Raw genomic sequence first — 18059 nt, forward strand, 5'->3', positions numbered from 1 at the left:
CTCTTGGAGCACATCATGACGCAGACCGTCGCCTCGCCACGCAGGGCGCGCCCGGGCCCCCCAGGGCCCGCGGGCCGGCCCTACGCCCGCGGCTACCGGGCGCCCGCCGCCGTGCGCCCCGCGGTGCGCGCGGCCCACCGCACCCGCCTCGCCGTCACGGCGGCTGTCGCCGCCGGTGACCAACTCGTGCTGATCGCGGGGGTGTTGGCGGCGGCCTGGCCCGGCTGGTGGGCGGGTCCCGCGCGGGCCGCCGCCGGGACCCTGGTGGTCCTTGCCGCCCTGGTGCTGTCGGGCCGCCAGATACGGGCGCTGGAATGTCTGGTCCACGAGGCCAGCCACTTCAACTGGAGCCGCCACCACCGCAGGGCCAACGACCGGTGCGCGACGGTCCTCGCGGGGCTGCCCACCGGCATCCGCATCGCCCGCTACCGGGCCGAGCACCTGCTGCACCACAGCAGGCTCGGCACCGACGACGACCCCGACCTGCGGCGCTACGCGGAGCTGGACATCACGGGCCTGGACCGCACGAGCCGTACGCGGTACGCCCGTTCGCTGCTCGTGCGGCTCGCGGCCCACCAGCGCAGCTGGTACCGGTCCACGTCCACGGATCTGCCGGCGCTGCTGCTCCCGGTCGCCTGGGCGGCGGCGGTGGCGGTGCTCCCCGCGGCCCTGCTGTGGGGAACGGGTGCGGCGGTGACGGCCGCCGCGGTGTGGCTGGCCGGGTTCGCGCTGGTGCTCCCCGTGCTGCGGTTCATCGGGGAGTCGAGCGAGCACAGCTACCACGACGCGGACACCGTCTTCGACTCCACTGTCACCAACCTCGGTCCGCTGCAGCGCCGGCTCATCCACCCGCACAGCGACGGCTACCACACGGTCCACCACCTGTGGCCCGGCGCTCCGCACCACCAACTTCGGCTGTTGCACGACAAGTTGACGGCCGACGACCCACAGGGCTTCGCCGGGCGGCTGCGCATCCGGCGCCGGATCGTGGCCGAGCCCTCCCCCCTCACGCCGCCCGGGAGCACACCATGGACGTGACCTTCGCGCTCGACCCGGACGTCCTGGCCGCCCACCCGGAGGCACAGGTGCGGTTCGTCGTCGCCCGCGGCCTCGCGGGCGACGTGCCCTGGCCGGACGCCGCACGGGAGACGGCGGCGCTGGAGCAGCAGGTGTCCGCCGGCCTCCACGACCTGCCCGACGAGCAGCACCCGGCGATCGCCTCCTGGTTCACCGCGTACCGCGCCTTCGGCACCAACCCGCGCCGCAGCCGCCCCAGCGTGGACGCGCTGATCCGACGGCTGCGGCGCACGGGGCGCCTGCCCCGGATCAACCCGGCCGTCGACGCGTACAACCTGGTCTCGGTGCGCCACGCGCTGCCGGCCGGGGCCTTCGACCTCGCCCGCCTCAGCGGCCCCGTGACGATCCGTCACGCGGTCGACGGCGACGTGTTCGTGCCGCTCGGCGCGGACGGCACGGACGGCGCGGAGCACCCGGGTCCCGGCGAGGTGGTGTACGCCCAGGGCAGCCAGGTGCTGACCCGGCACTGGAACCACCGTGACTCCGACATCAGCAAGGTCACCGAGGACTCCCGGGACGTCGTCTTCCTGCTCGAGCGCGTCTCGCGCGCGGCGGTCCCCGACGCCCTCATGGTCCGCGCCCAGGACGACCTTGCCGCGCTCGTGACCCCGCACGCGCGCGAGGTCTCGCGCGCCGTGATCGAGGCACGCACGCCCCTGACCCCTGTTCTGACCCACCTTCGAGGAATGAGCCTGACATGAGCGAGGTCGCAATGGAGCAGCTGAAGTTTCTTGAGCCGGAGGACGTGCGCGCCGTCGCCGCGCAGTTCGGCACGCCGGTCTTCGTGTACGACGAGGCCACCGTGCGTGCCTCCGCCACCACGATGTCCACCCTCCCCAACGCCTTCGGCCTGACGGTGCGCTACTCCCTCAAGGCGTGCCCCAGCCAGGCGATCATCCGGCTCTTCGACCGCCAGGGATTCTCCTTCGACGCCAGCTCGGTGTGGGAGGCCCGCCGTGCGGTGCTGGCCGGGGTGGGTCCGGAGCGGATCTCGATGACCGCGCAGGAGGCGGTGTTCGACGAGAACCTGCGCGAACTCATCGACCAGGGCCTGCAGTTCGACGCCGGTTCGCTGCACCAGCTGGAGGAGTACGGTCGCGCCTACCCGGGCGGCGAGGTCGCGATCCGCATCAACCCGGGCTTCGGCTCGGGCCTGGTCGGACGCCTCAACAGCGGTGGCCCGCAGTCGAGTTTCGGCATCTGGCACGAGCAGCTGCCCGAGGTCAAGCAGATCGTGGAGCAGTACGGTCTGCGCCTGGTGCGGCTCCAGTCGCACATCGGCTCCGGTCACCACTGGGACATCCTCGTCGACGCCGTGCGCACGATGCTGTCCTTCGCCCGTGACTTCCAGGACGTGCACACCCTGGACCTCGGCGGCGGCTACCGGGTCTCGGCCCTGCGGAGCGACCCGGTCTACGACCACACCGAGTGGGCACGGGTCGTCGCCGACGAGCTCAAGCAGTTCGCCGAGGAGACCGGCCGGCGGCTGCACACGGAGGTGGAGCCCGGCACCTACCTGACGGCGCTGGCCGGTTCGCTCGTCACCAAGGTGATCGACAAGACGGACACCGGCGCGAACGGCAACTCCTTCCTCAAGATCAACAGCGGTCTGACGGAGATCGCCCGCCCGTCGTACTACGGCGTGCAGCACCCCATCGTGTCCGTCCCCGCCACGGGCGACGTCGAGCGGCCGGCCGACGACGCCGAGGAGTTCAACGTGGTCGGCCACTGCTGCATCGCCGGTGACATTCTCACCGCGAAGCAGGAGCAGCTGGCGCCGGTTGCGCTGGGGCGCACCGAGATCGGCGACTACGTGGTCGTCGAGCGGGCGGGCAGCTACTGCTCCTCGATGTCGATGAAGAACTTCAACTCCTACCCGGAGGCCGCCGAGGTGCTGCGCCGCGCCGACGGCAGCTTCGACCTGATCCGGGCCCGCCAGAGCATCGAGCAGGTCATCGTGAACGAGCGCATCCCCGAGGGCCTGTGACGGACCGGGCAGCGGCATGAGGAAGGCCCCGGAGTGGGTGATCCGGGGCCTTCCTCATGCCCGGCGGCGGCGCGGTCGAGGCCGCGCCGCCGCCGTTCACAGCACGTAGCGGCGGGACACCAGGGTCAGTCCCGCGTTGTCCGCGGCCCAGGTCACCGCGGCCGGGCGCGGCACGCTCAGGGTGCCCTCGGGCAGCCCAGGCGTCTGGGTGACGGCGCGCAGCCGCAACGGCTGCGTGCCGCGGACCTCCAGCTGCACCTGGGTGCCCGGCCCGGCGGGCGGCGCCGCCAGCAGCAGCCCCCAGCACCAACCGCCGTGCGCGAAAGGCCGGTTGACGCCGCCGGGGATGCGCTGCCCGGCGGCCGTGGCCCGCACCACGGTGGCGCCGCCGGCGTCCGCGTACAGGTCGATCTCGGCGGCCCGCGGGCCCGTGGCGGCCACGGAGAGCGTGATGCGGCGGACGTCGCCCGTGCGTGTGGCGGCGACGACCTTCACCACGGGGACGGGGACGGTCGCGGCGGGCGCGGAGCCGGTGCGCCAGCGAGCCGGCTGGTCCAGCGACGGGAAGACGTCCTCCACGGAGCCCCTGGCGGTGCCGACGTAGTGGTCCAGCCAGCTGGAGCTGCCCGCACCGCTGGAGGCCCAACGGGCCTGGCCGGTGTCGGCGTCCAGGGCGTAGACGAGGCTCACCTGCGCGGGCCGGGAGGCGGTGGGCGCGCCGGACAGCACCGCCACGCCGAGCGCGGACAGGGCACCGGCCGTACCGAGCGCGGTGGCACCGACGGCCCACCGGCGCCGGGTCCGGCCGGGCACGGCGGGCAGCGCGGGGGCGAACGCGAGGGCGAGCAGGAGCGCCGGGGCGGCGGCGAGGGCGACGGGCACGGTGTCGAAGAGCAGCACGCCCACCGGCACCAGCAGCGCCGCGCACGGCACCAGGGGCGCCGTGGCGAGGGCACCGCGCCACACCGAGCCGGAGCCGGCGCGGGCCGCGGCCGCGAGGCCCGCCGCCCCGGTGACCGCGGGCCACAGGAACAGGTACGAGGCACCCGGCAGCCACACGGCGGTCAGCACCGCGCACAGGGTCAGCGACACGGTCGCCGCGGCGCTCACCTCCAGGGCGGTCGCCCGGCGGCGCAGCACCACCGCCCACACCCACAGGGCGGTCGCCGTCAGCAGGACGGCCGCCAGATGGAGCGGTCCGGGCCGGTAGGGGCTGCCCAGCGCGAACCCGGTCCACTGCGGCCGCAGCCACGTCGCGACGGGCCACACCAGGCTCACCGCGCCGGCCGTGCCCAGCAGGGCGAGGGCCAGCGCGGCCGCGCTCGTCGCGGTCCTCGCGGGCCGCAGGGCGCCGCGTCGGACCGCGTACCGGAGGGCGGCGCCCAGGACGACGACGGCGAGGCCCGCGCCGGGCAGCACCAGACCCATCGGGTAGCGGACGAGGACCGGTCCCAGGGTGAAGTACGTCGCCCGGCCCGCGTGCCGGGCGCTGCGCAGGTCGGCGCCGTCCAGCCGGCGGGCCGCGGCCAGGACGGTGTCGCCCATGTCCTGCAGGCTCGCGCGGCTGAAGTTGGCGAGGTCGTCCTGCGGGGTGTGGTAGTTCGCGGAGGTGCCGATCACCGCGAAGTTCATACCGGTCATACCGGCCTTGCGCAGCACGGTGAAGTCGGTGTCGTTGGGCAGCATCCGGTACACCTCGTCGGACAGCGAGGTGGCCACCGCAGGACGGTCACCGAGTGCCGGGACCAGAGCGGCGTTCCCGGTTCCCGACTCGAACATCACCGTCCGGCCCGAGGTGCCGCGGGCCTCCAGGTTGAGTACGACGGTGGAGGCCGCCGCTGCCGTGTCGCGGGCCACGAAGGCGCGGGACCCGAGCAGGCCGGGCTCCTCGCCGTCGGTGATGAGGAAGGTGATGTCGTTGCGGGGTGCCGGGCCCGCCTTCAGGGCGCGGGCCACCTCCAGGAGGGTGGCGAAGCCGATGCCGTCGTCGGACGCGCCGTGGCTGTTCTTCTCCGAGTCGTAGTGGGCGACGATCAGCAACCGGCCGCTGGGGTGGGTGCCGTGCAGGGTGGCGCTGATGTTCTGCGTCCAGGCGGCGACGGCCGCGCCGTGCCCCGTGGCGCTGCTGGTGCCCGGCTCGATCCGGGCGTCGAGCCCCACCTGTCGGAGCCGGCGCAGCAGTTCGTCGCGTACCCGGTCGTGTTCCGCCGTGCCGGTGGCGTGCGGGCTGCCCGCCACGGCGGCGACGTGTACGTAGGCGCGCGCCGCGGAGAAGGAGTCCACCGGCGCGGACGTCGGCGCCGGGGCAGGTGTCAGGCTCGTCCACAGCACGCCGCCGAGGGCGGCGGCCAGGGCGAGTACCGGCACCAGGAGACGGGCGAGAACCCGCACCGTCCGTGCCGGGCTGTGCGGGCCGGGCACGGACGGTCGCGGGGCCCGGAGGGCGGTGAGGTCCGCCGGGTCAGTACGGGTATCGGCCATCGGTCGACTGCTTCCTTGTCATGGGGACACTCACGTCCGTTCCGGCGCTTCGGTCCGCTCGCCCGCCGCCGCGTCGGCGCGCGTGGCGTGCGCGGCGCGCGGCGGCCGTGTGACGGTGTGCTCGCCGCGCTCGTCTCCCGCGTCCTGCCCTGCCGCGTCGAGGGCGGCCGGGGACAGCCGCAGCAGCGCCGTCACGGTGGCCGCGGCGAGCAGGGCAGCGGCGAACAGGAACGGCGCGCGCAGCCCCGCCACCCCGGCGAGCGCGCCGCCGGCCAGGCCGCCCAGCGGCGACACCCCGTTGACGACGAACCGGTAGCCGCCGTTGACCCGGCCGAACAGGTCGGCGGGCACCAGCGCCTGCCGCAGCGAGGTGGTCACCACCGTCGCCAGCGAGATGGCGGCACCGACGAAGGCCAGGGCTCCCGCGGCGAGCAGCGGGTGCGAGGTGGTGCCGGCGATCAGGAACGGCAACGGGCACAGGGCGAGGGCCAGTTGGAGGGTGCGGGCGCGGCCCAGGGCCCGGGTGACGAGGGGGGCGAGCAGCGCCCCGGCGAGGCCGCCCACCGCGAGGACGACCAGGAGCATGCCGTACGCGCGCTGGCTGATGTGCAGCACGTTCAGCGCGTACAGGACGGCGATGCCGAGAACGGCGACGACGGCGAAGTTGAGCGCGCCGACCAGCACGCACACCGTACGCAGCACCCGATGACGCCACAGCCAGCGGATGCCCTCGGCCGTCTCGGACACCACGGCGCGCGCGGTCAGCCCGCCGTCCCCGGGCGTCGCGGGTCGGGCGCCGGGCAGCCGGACGCTGCACACCAGGACCGCCGAGACGGCGAAGGACAGGGTGTCCAGGGCGAACGGAACCGGGTGGCCGAGCGCGAACAGCGCGGTGCCCAGCGGAGCCCCCAGGAACTCGCTGCTCACCAACTGGCCGCCCATCAGGCGGCTGTTGGCCGACTCCAGGGAGCCGTCGCCCACCACGTCGGACACGACGGCCTGCGACAGGTTCTCGGCGAGCGTCGTGATCGAGGTGAGCACGAACGAGACGACGGCGAGCACGGTGACACCCGCCTGGCCGGTGAGGATCACCAGCACCAGCGAACCGGTGACGAGGGCTCGGGCCACATCGCAGATCCACAGGGTGCGCCACCGGTCGAGCCGGTCGACCAGGGCGCCGGCGAACGGGCCCACACACGTCCACGGCAGCTTCCCCGCCACCGCCACCAGCGCGACCGCGAACGGGTCGTGGGTGAGGGTGGCCGCGTACAGGGCGAGCGCCGCGGTGCGCGTGCCGTCGCCGACCCCGGAGGCGGTGGTGGCCGCCCACAGCCGCCCGTACCCGTACGCGAAGCGCGACCTGAGCAGCCCCACGGGTCAGCCCTCCAGCTTCTGCCGGACCTCGCTGTGCGACATGGCCTGCACCTGCCGCACCAGGGCGGCCACCCGGTCCACGTCGATGCCCGCCTCGGCGCCCTCAGCGCGCATCAGCGTCGCGAGGGTGGCGAGGGTGGGTGCCTCGACGAAGAAGTGCAGGGGCAGTTCGAGCCGGAACAGCTCGCGGATCCGGGAGACGACGATGGTGGCGAGCACCGAGTGGCCGCCGCGTTCGAAGAAGTCGTCGTCGACCGAGACGTCGGTGATCTCCAGCGTCTGCTCCCAGATGCCGGCCAGGACGTGCTGGAGGTCGTCGGCGGGTGCCCGGCGCTCCGGGGCGGCGACGGGGCCGGGCTCGGGCAGCGCGGCGCGGTCGACCTTGCCGTAGGGGGTGAGCGGGAGGGCGTCGAGCACGACGAAGAGATCCGGGACCATCGGCGAGGGCAGCAGGGCGCGCAGGTGGGCACGGAGCACCGCGGTGTCCGGCGCGTCCGGTCCGGGCGGCACGGTGACGTAGCCGACGAGGCGGGTGCCGCCGTCGGGCGCCGCGGCGGCGAGGACCACCGCCTCGGCGACCTGGGGGTGGGCGCGCAACGCACTCTCCACCTCGGCGGGTTCGACCCGGAAACCGCGGATCTTGACCTGGTGGTCGGCGCGGCCGAGGAACTCCAGCGTCCCGTCGCCGCGCCAGCGGGCCCGGTCGCCGGTGCGGTAGAGGCGGGCGCCGGGGACGAAGGGGTGGGGGACGTAGACCTCCGCGGTCTGGCCGGGGCGGTCCAGATAGCCGCGCGCCACCTGTACGCCGCCCGCGTGGAGTTCGCCGGGAACGCCGACGGGCTGCAGCCGGCCGGCGCCGTCCAGGACGTAGAGCTCGCTGCCCGGCACGGGCCGTCCGATGGGCACGGGGGCCTCGGCGGGCGCGGTGACGGTGTACTCGGCGATGTTGATGGTGGTCTCGGTCGGACCGTAGGAGTTGACCAGGCGGATGTGCGGTGCCTGGGCGAGCAGTTCGTCGGCGAGGTCGGCGGGGAGTTCCTCGCCCGCGCTGATCACGAGCTTCAGGGCGGTCGCCGCGCGGGACAGGCCGCCGAGGGCGAGGACGGGGCGCAGCGCCGAGGGCACGAAGAAGCAGGTGGTGACGGAGTGCCGGGTGAGCACGGAGTACAGATAGTCGGCGTCGCTGCCCCTGCCCGGCTCGGCCAGCACCACGCGGCCCCCCGAGCAGAGCGCGACCAGGAGCTCCCACATCGAGGTGTCGGCGCTCAGCGGGGTCTTGTGCAGGACGCGCTCGTCCTCGTCGAGGGCGAGGTCTGCGCACATGCCGGCGAGCCGGTTCGCGAGTCCCGCGCGGCTGACGAGCACCCCCTTGGGGGCGCCCGTGGAGCCCGAGGTGTAGAGCACGTACGCGCCGCCGGCGGGCAGTTCGCGCACGTCGGGCCGGTGGGTCGGCAGGTCTGCGGTGAGGGCCGGCAGGTCCTCGACGGCGAGCACCGCGGTGCCCTCGGGCAGCCGGGCCGCGAGCCGGGTGTCCGTGAGGGCGAGGCGGGGCACGGCGTCGGTGACGATGCCGGCCAGACGCCCGGCGGGATGCTCGCTCTCCAACGGCAGCAGGACGGCGCCGGCCTTGAGGACGGCGAGAACGGACACGATCAGGTCGAGACCGCGCGGCAGCAGGACGGCCACCCGGTCCTCGGGGCCGATGCCGCGGGCACGCAGCAGGTGCGCCACCCGGTTGGCCCGCTCGTCCAGTTCGCGGTACGTGAGGTGGTGCGCGGTGGCGGGCGGCGGGGCGTCGGCGACGGCGGCCGTGGCCTCGGGTGTGGCCGCCGCGTGGGCGTGGAAGGCGTCGAGGAGACCGCCGTCGGCCACAGCGGGCACACCGCGGCCCGACCAGTGCAGGGTGAGCCGGGTGTGCTCCTCCTCGGTCATGACCGGAAGGTCGCGCACGGCGACGTCGCCGTCGGCGGCGAGCGCCGCGACCAGGACCTGACGGACGGCGCGGGCGATGCGTTCGGCGGTCTCCGTGTCGAACAGGTCGAAGGAGTACGACAGCCAGCCGGTCAGGCCGCCGCCCTGCTCGGCGGGCGAGAACTCCAGGGACAGGTCGATGTCGGACCCGGTCTTGGGCAGGTTGAGCGTCTCGGTGCGGACGCCGGGCAGCTCCAGCCGGCTCAGGGGCACGTTGCGCAACGCGAACAGGGCGCGCACCAGGGCCGAGCGGCCGCTGCTGCGTTCGCCTCCCGCCTCGCGCACGATCCGCGGGAAGGGCACTTCCTGGTGGGCGAAGGCGTCCAGGCTGCTGTCGCGGGCGGCGCGCAGCAGCTCCCGGAAGGACGCGGCGCCGTCGACGGGCACACGCAACGGGAGGGTGTTGACGAAGAAGCCGATGAGCGGCTCCCACTCGGGCCGGTTGCGGCCGGCCACGGCGGTGCCGATGACCAGGTCTCGCGCGGCCGACCAGCGGTGCAGCACCACGGCGTAGGCGGCGAGCAGCACCATGAACGGGGTGGCCTTCTCGCTGCGGCCGAACCGGCCCGCCCGCTCGACCAGCTGGGCGTCCAGGTCGATGCGGACGGCGGCACCGTGGAAGGTCGGTCTGGCCGGGCGGGGCCGGTCGCCCGCGAGCTCCAGGGGAGCCACCCCGTCGAGCCGCTCGCGCCAGTGGGCGAGCTGCCGGGCGGCCTCGTCGCCGGCCAGCCAGGCGTGCTGGGCGGCGGCGAACTCCGGGAAATTGACCGTCAGTTCGGGCAGGTCGGCGGGGCGGGAGGCGACCTGCGCCGCGTAGCACTCGGTGAGTTCGTCGACGAGGACTCCGAGCGACCAGCCGTCCACGACGATGTGGTGGACGCACAGGGTCAGCAGCCAGGAGCGCCCGTCGGGGGCCTCGGGATCGTCGGTCAGCCGCCACAGCGTGGCACGCAGCAGCGGCGCCGCGGACAGGTCGAAGGAAGGACGGGCGATCCGGCCGAGGAGCGCGGGCACCTCGTCGGCGCGGGCCCGTCCGGTGCCGAGGGTGACGTCCACCTCGTCAGGGGCGCGGACGACCTGTATCACGCCGCGTTCCGAGTCGAGTTCGAAGCCGGTGCGCAGCGCCTCGTGGCGGGCGACGACCGCGGCGAGCGACCGCTCCAGCGCCCCGGCGTCCAGGTCGCCGCGCAGCCGGACCGCGATCGGCAGCAGGTAGTTCACCGCGGTCGGGTCGAGTTCGTACTGGTAGTAGAGCTGCTGCTGGCCCGGGGCGGCCACGAAACGCTGGGTTCCGCCGGTGCGCGGCACGGCGGTGACGGGGACGTGTGAGGCGGCCCGGCCCTGGGCGAGGCGGCGGGCGAGCAGGGCGCGCCGCTCGGGGCTGAGGTCGGCCACGGCGCGCTGCAGGCCGGAGGGCTCCGGGGAGAGGGTCTCGGTCATCGCTGTTCCTCCACGGCGGCCGGAGCGGGGTCGAAGTCGACGATCAGTACGTCGCGGTGGCTGGGGCGGTCCGGGTCGACGGGGGTCAGCGGTGTCACGTCGTGCAGCAGCCGACGGTCGTCCACCAGCAGCTGGTCGCCGGGTTCGCCGAGGGTCGTGGCGAACAGCCGGGTGCCGTCGTCGTCGTACAGGGAGCTCTCGCCGCCGGTGATGTTGGCGCGGGAGACCAGGAGCGAGGTGACGTACGTCGAACCGTCGCGGTGGCGGCCCTGCGGGGCGGGCCTGCCGAGCTGGTCGCGGCTGGTCACGATGCGGAACGGGTGCAGCTTGACGTCCCAGTGCCGCACCCCTTCGACGCGGGAGAACACGTCGCCGAGGCGGCGCACGACGGCGAACGTCAGCGGGTCCGCCAGGAACGCCTCGGTGAGCGGGTCGAAGTGGCGCCGCACCCCGCCGTTGAGCGGGTTGACGGCGCTGTCCTGGTAGTAGGGGGCGTGCGGCTGCCCGGTCAGCCGGCCGTTCCCGGCGTCGAGGTGGAAGTGCCCGTAGCGCCGGTACCGGTAGGTGCCCCCGTCCTTCATGAAGGTGTCGAGGGTGAGGTCGTCCCAGTGGCGGGCGAAGCGCTCCCAGTCCTCGGGACCGGTGCCGGTCATCCGGCGCACCTCGGGCGCGGTCAGCAGATGGCCACCCCACCCGGACAGGCCGTCGACGGCGGCGGTCACTGCCTGAGAGGTGGCCGTAGTGGTGTCGGACACGGCGTCCGGTCCCCTTTCGGTGGACGGCCCGGTGCCACGGCGGCACGGTCGGATCGCATCGGCATGCGTCTTTTGGGTATGGCCCCGCGAGCCGTCCTTGGATGCAACAGGCCCCCGCGCCCGTGCGGCAGTCAGGACATTGCCTGACTGCCCCCGCGCGCCGGACGGGCCCACCATCCGAGAAAGGGCTGCCCTGGCAGTCGGACAGGGAGGGTGGACGGTGACGGCCGACGATTCGCTGACAGTGGTGACCTCGTTCGCCCAGCAGAGCCTGTGGCTGCAGCACGAGGTGGACCCCGAGCGCGCCGCGTACAACATCACCGCGGCGGTCCGGCTGCGCGGTCCGCTGGACGTGCCCGCCCTGGAGCGGGCGCTGAACGCGGTGGTGGCGCGGCACGAGGTGCTGCGCACGGTCTTCGCACTGGAGGGTGCGGACCCGGTGCAGGTGATCGGGCCGGTCCGCGCGCTGACGGTTCCGGTGCACGAGGCCGGGCCCGACCGTTTCGACGCGTACGCCGACGACGTGCTGTTCGCGCCGTTCGACCTGCGTCGGGGGCCGTTGCTGCGGCTGGAGCTGCTCCGGCTCGAACCGGAGCACCACATCGCGCTCCTGGCGCTGCACCACATCGTGACCGACGGGACGTCCTCGGCGATCCTGCTGCAGGAGCTGTCCCACGCCTACGCCGCCGAACTGGCCCAGGTGGACCCGCTGTGGGAGGAACTGCCCATCCAGTACGCGGACTTCGCGGCGTGGCAGCGCGACGCGCTCGCCGGCTCCGCCCTGGCACGGCTGACCGGGCACTGGTCGCGGGTCCTGGCGGACGCCGCACCGCTCGCGCTGCCCGCGGACCGGCCGCGCTCCGCCGATGACGCGGGGCACGGCGCCGTGCACCACTTCGCGCTGCCCGCCGGGCTCACCGCGCGCCTGGAGGAGCTGGCCCGCGCCGAGCGGGCCACCTTGTTCATGGTGCTGCTCGCCGGTCTCGACGCGCTGCTCGCGCGCTACTGCGGGCAGGACGACATCACGATCGTCTCCCCCGTGTCCGGTCGCACCCGCCCCGAACTGGAGGGGCTGATCGGCTACTTCGTCAATCCCCTGCTGCTGCGCACCCGGGTGTCCGGCACCGCGGGCTTCACCTCTCTGGTCGGCGAGGCCCGCGCCGCCACCCTGGACGCGTTCGACCATCAGGAACTGCCCTTCGAGCAGGCCGTCGAGCTGCTGCGCCGGCACGGCGGGCCCGGCGCCGAGGGCCTGCGCTCGCAGGTGATGCTGGTGCTGCAGGGCGCCCGGCCGAGTCACTGGCACAGCGCCGGCCTCGACTTCGAGCTGATCCCCGCCGACACGTCGAACGCCAAGTCGGACCTGGTGCTGGAGGTGCGTCCCGAGGCGGACGGCGGCTGCGCGGCGGTCCTGGAGTACCGCACCGCGCTGTACGACGCCGCGACCGCCGAACGCATGGCGCGCCACTTCGTCGCGGTCCTGGAGGCGGTCTGCGCACGGCCCGAGGCACCCCTGGACCACCTGCTCGCGACCGCCGTCCCGGACGGGGAGATCCCCACGGTGCGGGCCGGCGCCGCGGACACCGGCGGGCCCGCCGCGCCCGCACCCGCGTACGTCGCGCCGCGCACCCCGCTGGAGGAGGAGGTCGCCGCCGTCTGGTCCGCGCTGCTCGGCAAGGAACGCGTCGGCGTGCGCGACAACTTCTTCGACCTCGGCGGCCAGTCCCTGATCGCGGTGCGACTCGCGGCCCGGCTGCGCGACGAGTTCGGCGTCGAACTGACGACGCGTGACCTGTACGCCGACTTCACCGTCGAGGCGGTCGCCTGGACCGTCCTGCAGCGGATGACCGCCGACGAGGAGCAGGCGAGCGCCTGAGCCGACGGCATCCGTTCCCCACCACCCAGCGGACCCAAGGATTTTGGAGAGACATGTTGAGTGCGGCGGTTGTGTGCTTCCCGCCCGCCGGCGCGGGCGCGGGCTTCTTCCACTCGTGGCTCGGGCAGCGCGAAGGGCTGACGGTGCTCCCGGTGGAACTGCCCGGACGGGAGAAGCGGTACTCCGAGCCGGAGTGCACCGAGCTGGGCGCCCTGATGGACACGATCCTGCCCGAGCTGCGGTCCGCCACCGCCGCCTTCGACGAGGTCGCCGTCTTCGGCCACAGTTTCGGCGGGCTGCTCGCGTACGAGGCGACCCGGGTCCTCGCCGCCGAGCGGGACGGGCTGACCCTGGTGGTCTCCGGTGCGACGTGGCCGGGCGCACAGCGGCGCGGACGCATCACCGGCCTGGGCGACGAGGAGTTCATCGCCGGCGTCCAGTCGATCGCCGGGTACCACCACCCGGCCCTCGACGAGCCCGAGCTGCGCGATCTGGTGCTGCCCCCGCTGCGCACCGACGTGGCGATGCACGAGGGCTACGTGTACCGCGCGCACGAGCCCCTCGACGTGCCGGTCCTCGCGGTGCGCGGCGACGCCGACGACCTGGTGTCGGCCGCCGACCTCGCCGAGTGGCAGCGGGTCACCTCCGGCCCGCTGACCGTCGCGGAGCTGACGGGCGCGCACATGTACCTGGTGGAGGAGTGGCCCGCGCTGCTCGACCTCATCGCAGGGCGGCTGTCGACCGCCAGGGCGTCGTCATGAGCGGACGGCTCGCGGGCAGGACGGCGGTCGTCACCGGCGCCGGGCGGGGCATCGGGCGGGCCTGCGCCGTCGCGTTCGCCGCACAGGGCGCCGACCTGGTCCTCGTCGACATCGCCGGTGACCTTCCCGGTGTCCCCTACCCCGCGGCCACGCCCAGCCAGCTCGACCACACGGCCGAGCTGTGCCGCGAGCGGGGAGCCGCCGTGCTCACCGTCAAGGCCGACGTGCGCGACCCGGCCGCGTGCGCACGCGTGGCGGCCGATGCCGTCGAGCGCTTCGGCTCGCTGGACGTGCTGGTCAACAACGCCGGGATCGCGGGCCCTTCGGGGCGGATCGTGCACGAGGTCACCGAGGACGAGTGGGCGGTGATGATCGACGTCAACCTGAACGGCGCCTGGCGGATGCTCAAGGCCGTGGGGGCCATGATGGTGGCGCAGCGCTCCGGCTCCGTCGTCAACGTCGCCTCCACTGCGGGCCTCGTCGGATACCGCAACTTCGCGGGCTACGTGGCCTCCAAGCACGGACTGGTCGGTCTGACGAGGGCCGCCGCGCTCGACTACGCGCCGTACCGGGTGCGGGTGAACGCGGTCTGTCCCGGCTCGGTCCGCGACAGCGAGGAGTGGGAGGGCCGGATGCTGGTCGAGATCGGCCGCAGCATGGAGATCGCGCCCGCCGACCACGAGGCCGAGTTCATCACACAGATGCCCATGAACGCCCTGGTGGAGGCGGACGACGTGGCGGGAGCCGCCCTGTGGCTGGCCTCCGACGAGTCCCGCCACGCCACCGGGGGCGTGATCACCGTCGACGCCGGCTACAGCGCCCGTTGACCCGGACCGGTCAGGAGACGCACGTGTCGCCCAACCCCACCTCGGTCACCGCCCGGCACGCGGCCGTGTATCCGGTCGCGGCCGGATACACGGCCGAGGACTGCCGCGCCGCGCTGGCCGCCGACCCGTGGTCCGGCCCCGGCCGGCCGCGCCTGTGGACCGAGTCGGTGCCGGCGGCCTGTGGCAGCCCGGCCGCCCTGCGCCGCCGCGAGCGCGAACTGTACGGCCGTCACAGCGGCCCGGCCGTGCGGCTCACCCTGCTCGAATACACCGACGGCGTACGGGAGTTGGTGGCCGTCACCGGGCCCGGCGACGACGGCCCCGACACCCTGGACCGCGCCGCGCTGGCCGTACTCGGCGGCACGGCGGCCCGGTCGGACACCGGTTTCCCCGCGGTGCGGGTGCCCGAGGCCGAGGACGGCACCGCGCCGTGGCCCCGGTGCCGGACCGTGACGGTTCCCGGGCTCGACGGGGCCGGGGACACGGCCGCGGACCTGGCCGGCGCGCTGCTCCTCGTGGCCGCCCGCACGCACGAGGACGAGCCGGTCCTGGACGTCGCCGTGCACACCGCCGACGGGGTGCACCGGGTGTCGCTGGGCACGGACGCGCTGGACGAGGACCAGCCGGTGGCCGCCTACCGGACGTGGGTGCGGGAGGAACTGGCACGGCCCCTCGCCACGGCCGGCGGCACCGGGCCGCGGCTCGCCCTCGAGGTGGACCTGCGGCCGCGGGCGGTGCCCGCGCTGCTGCGCGTGCCCGCGCTGGACGCCGGCCGCCCGGTCACCGTACGGGTCTCCGCGGGGGGCCCGGACGGCGCCCCGCAGGTGCAGTGCTGGACTGCGCCCGGAACGCCGCCGGACGGGCGGGCCGCGGACCTGCGGCACCGGCTGACCACGGTGGCACGGCAGCTGCTGACCGGGGACCAGGACGTTCCGCTGGCCGCGATCACGCTGCACGACCCGGCCGAGCGGGCGCGCCTGCTGGCCCTCGGCCGCACCCCGCGCGGCACGGACAGCGGGCCGCGCCGCATCGACCAGCTGGTCCGGGCGCGCGCCGAGCAGGCCCCGGACGCCATCGCCCTCACCGACCCGCAGGAATCCGCCACCTGGACGTACCGCGAACTCGTCGACACCGGCGAACGGTTCGCGGCCGCGCTCCACGAACTCGGCGTGCGCCCGGGCGACCGGGTCGGGGTGTGCCTGGACCGTTCGGCGCGGCTCGTGGCGGTGCTGCTCGCGGTGATGACGGCGGGCGCCGCCTACGTGCCGCTGGACCCCACCTATCCGGCGGACCGCCTCGCCTACACCGCGCGGGACGCGGATCTGTCCCTGGTGGTGGTCGAGGACGACGGCGAGCACGGCGACGCCTTCGCCGGCCGCTCCACCGTGACGCTGTCGCGGCTGCGCGAACTCGCCTCCGCACAGCGGGCGTTGGCGCCCGCACCGGCGGTGGGGCCGGACGATCCGGCGTACGTCATCTACACCTCGGGCTCCACCGGCCGCCCCAAGGGCGTCGTGGTGCCGCACCGGAACGTGGGCCGCCTCCTCGACGCCACCGCCGACGACTTCCGCCTCGGCCCGCAGGATGTGTGGACGTGGTTCCACTCGGCGGCGTTCGACTTCTCCGTCTGGGAGATCTGGGGCTGCCTGGGCACCGGCGGGCGCCTGGTCGTCGTACCGTACTGGACCTGCCGCTCCCCCGAGGACTTCCGCGCCCTGCTGCTCCAGGAACGGGTGACGGTGCTCAACCAGACCCCGTCGGCCTTCTCCCGGCTGCTGCGCCTGGAGGTCGCGGACCCCGCGCCTCTCGCCCTGCGGATCGTCGTCTTCGGCGGGGAGACACTCGACACCCGCGCCCTGCTGCCGTGGTTCGACACGCACCCCGAGTCCACCTGCCGGATGGTCAACATGTTCGGCATCACCGAGACCACGGTGCATGTGACGGCCCGCACCGTCACCCGCGCCGACGCACTCGCCGCCGCGCAGTCGGTGGGCCGCGCGCTGCCCGGCTGGAGCGTGCGCGTCCTCGACGCGCGCGGCAGGCTGCTGCCGCCCGGCTGCGCGGGCGAGATAGCCGTCGGCGGGGACGGCCCCGCCCTGGAGTACCTGGGACGCCCGGAACTGACCGCCGAGCGGTTCGTCGACGACCCGGACGGCGACGGCCGCCTCTACCTCAGCGGCGACAAGGGGCGGCTGCTGCCCGACGGCCAGCTGGAACACCTGGGGCGCCTCGACAGCCAGATCAAGGTGCGCGGCCACCGCATCGAACTCGACGAGATCCGCTCGGTGCTGCTGGCCCACCCGGCGGTGCGCGCCGCCGCGGTCGTGCTGACGCGGCCCGCGGACGAGGACGCCACCCTCGACGCGTACGTCGTCCTGGACGGGGCGGAGACGCTCGAGGTCCGCCGGCACGCGGCCCGGCTGCTGCCCGAGTACATGGTGCCCGCCACCGTCACCGCGCTCGCCCAGCTGCCGCTCACCGTCAACGGCAAGGTGGACGTGGCCTCGCTGCCCGAGCCGCGTGCCCTGGCCGACGGGGGTGAACCCGCGGCCGTGGAGGGCGAGTTCGGGCAGGGACCGCTGGCCGCCGTGCTCGCGGCCTGGCGCGTCACGTTCGGGGAACCGGTGACACCCGACGCCAACTTCTTCGACCTGGGCGGCAACTCGCTGCGCGCGCTGCGCGTCGTGCACCTGCTGCGCGACGCGGGCATCCGCGTCGACGTGCGCGACGTGTACCGGCTGCGCACCCCGTCCGCGCTGGCCGAAGCCGCCTCCGTGGCCCCCGCGGACCAGGCGAGAAGCGCCTGACCGAGCCGTGTAAGGGCTTTGCCCGACTGTCCAGGACGCCGCCGGCGGCGGGATGTTCGAGACCTGACACCGACCCGAGGAGTTGTTCATGAGCAAGGTCGCGGTCCTCACCAATGACCTCCAGTACGACCTGGTCAACAAGAACCAGGAGCGCATCGACGCCGTGACGGAGGCCACGCCCAGCTTCTCGGCCTTCCTCAAGGACATGCGCGAGCGCGGCCACCACGTGGTCCACCTGCAGCTGATCAACAAGCCCGACGACCCGGTCGCCGAGCGCTACGAGGGCGGCCGGCTGCCGGCGCAGAAGGGCACCCAGGGCGCCGAGATCCTGCCCGTCTTCCTGGACGAGACCGACATCCTCGTCGAGAAGAACAAGGACAGCGGGTTCTACGAGACCGACCTGCACGACCGGCTGCAGGCGCTCGGCGTCGAGACCGTCATCGTGACCGGCATGCAGGGGCAGATCTGCGTGCAGACCACGGCCGCCGACGCCTTCTTCCGCGGCTACAACGTCTGGGTCCCCAGCGACTGCGTGGTCTCGGCCCGCGAGCACGACAAGGTGCGCGCCCTGGACTGGCTGGACGGCTACTGCGCGACCGTGGCGCCCTCCGAGGAGATCGTGCGCATCCTCGACACCGACGGCGACCTGCCGCGCAAGGTGTTCCGCACCCCCTGAGCCCGCGCTCGTCCCGCCCTCGCCGGG

General features: G+C 74.3%; 12 protein-coding genes. 8 read left to right on the forward strand and 4 right to left on the reverse strand.

The annotated features are described in order from the left end of the window. The first annotated feature begins 15 nt into the window (after nucleotides 1–15). Genes BIV23_RS38185 through BIV23_RS38195 form a run of 3 tightly spaced genes read left to right on the forward strand, consistent with a single transcriptional unit; the run spans nucleotide 16 to nucleotide 3064 of the window. The gene (locus BIV23_RS38185) at nucleotides 16–1038 is read left to right on the forward strand and encodes a fatty acid desaturase family protein (protein WP_143079198.1); all 1023 of its coding nucleotides are present in this window, start codon (nucleotides 16–18) and stop codon (nucleotides 1036–1038) included. Next, nucleotides 1029–1778, forward strand: a complete 750-nt coding sequence (locus BIV23_RS38190; RefSeq protein ID WP_071385587.1) for a B3/B4 domain-containing protein — start codon at nucleotides 1029–1031, stop codon at nucleotides 1776–1778. The genes BIV23_RS38185 and BIV23_RS38190 overlap by 10 nt, the downstream gene beginning before the upstream one ends. Next, the gene (locus BIV23_RS38195) at nucleotides 1775–3064 is read left to right on the forward strand and encodes a diaminopimelate decarboxylase (RefSeq protein ID WP_071385588.1); all 1290 of its coding nucleotides are present in this window, start codon (nucleotides 1775–1777) and stop codon (nucleotides 3062–3064) included. The genes BIV23_RS38190 and BIV23_RS38195 overlap by 4 nt, the downstream gene beginning before the upstream one ends. 96 nt (nucleotides 3065–3160) lie before the next feature. Here BIV23_RS38195 and BIV23_RS38200 read toward each other — a convergent pair whose 3' ends face one another. Genes BIV23_RS38200 through BIV23_RS38215 form a run of 4 tightly spaced genes read right to left on the reverse strand, consistent with a single transcriptional unit; the run spans nucleotide 3161 to nucleotide 11085 of the window. Further along, nucleotides 3161–5545, reverse strand: a complete 2385-nt coding sequence (locus tag BIV23_RS38200) for a M28 family peptidase (protein WP_071385589.1) — start codon at nucleotides 5543–5545, stop codon at nucleotides 3161–3163. Between the two features lie 30 nt (nucleotides 5546–5575). After that, a complete protein-coding gene (locus tag BIV23_RS38205) occupies nucleotides 5576–6919 on the reverse strand; it encodes an MFS transporter (RefSeq protein WP_071385590.1) in 1344 nt (447 codons plus the stop codon). 3 nt (nucleotides 6920–6922) lie between these two features. Further along, nucleotides 6923–10330: a non-ribosomal peptide synthetase gene (locus BIV23_RS38210; protein ID WP_071385591.1), complete on the reverse strand. Its 3408-nt coding sequence runs from the start codon at nucleotides 10328–10330 to the stop codon at nucleotides 6923–6925. Then, entirely contained in the window at nucleotides 10327–11085 is a 759-nt protein-coding gene (locus BIV23_RS38215) for a 2OG-Fe dioxygenase family protein (protein ID WP_245790839.1), read from the reverse strand. Before BIV23_RS38215 ends, BIV23_RS38210 begins: the two co-directional genes overlap by 4 nt. 220 nt (nucleotides 11086–11305) lie before the next feature. Between BIV23_RS38215 and BIV23_RS38220 the strand changes: the two genes are divergently transcribed. From BIV23_RS38220 to BIV23_RS38240, 5 genes are all read left to right on the forward strand, one after another. Beyond that, on the forward strand, nucleotides 11306–12961 hold the full coding sequence (locus BIV23_RS38220) for a condensation domain-containing protein (RefSeq protein WP_071385593.1): 1656 nt from the start codon (nucleotides 11306–11308) through the stop codon (nucleotides 12959–12961). A gap of 53 nt (nucleotides 12962–13014) precedes the next feature. Further along, nucleotides 13015–13722, forward strand: a complete 708-nt coding sequence (locus BIV23_RS38225; protein ID WP_071385594.1) for a thioesterase II family protein — start codon at nucleotides 13015–13017, stop codon at nucleotides 13720–13722. Then, the gene (locus BIV23_RS38230; protein ID WP_071385595.1) at nucleotides 13719–14549 is read left to right on the forward strand and encodes an SDR family oxidoreductase; all 831 of its coding nucleotides are present in this window, start codon (nucleotides 13719–13721) and stop codon (nucleotides 14547–14549) included. The genes BIV23_RS38225 and BIV23_RS38230 overlap by 4 nt, the downstream gene beginning before the upstream one ends. Before the next feature lie 23 nt (nucleotides 14550–14572). Then, the gene (locus BIV23_RS38235; RefSeq protein WP_245790840.1) at nucleotides 14573–17356 is read left to right on the forward strand and encodes a non-ribosomal peptide synthetase; all 2784 of its coding nucleotides are present in this window, start codon (nucleotides 14573–14575) and stop codon (nucleotides 17354–17356) included. An 88-nt stretch (nucleotides 17357–17444) separates the two neighbouring features. Further along, nucleotides 17445–18032, forward strand: coding sequence for a cysteine hydrolase family protein (locus BIV23_RS38240; RefSeq protein WP_071385596.1), 588 nt, complete (start codon nucleotides 17445–17447; stop codon nucleotides 18030–18032). The last annotated feature ends 27 nt before the right edge of the window (nucleotides 18033–18059 follow it).

It is taken from the genome of Streptomyces monashensis (genome assembly GCF_001866665.1).
GTDB classification, from domain to species: Bacteria; Actinomycetota; Actinomycetes; order Streptomycetales; family Streptomycetaceae; genus Streptomyces; species Streptomyces monashensis.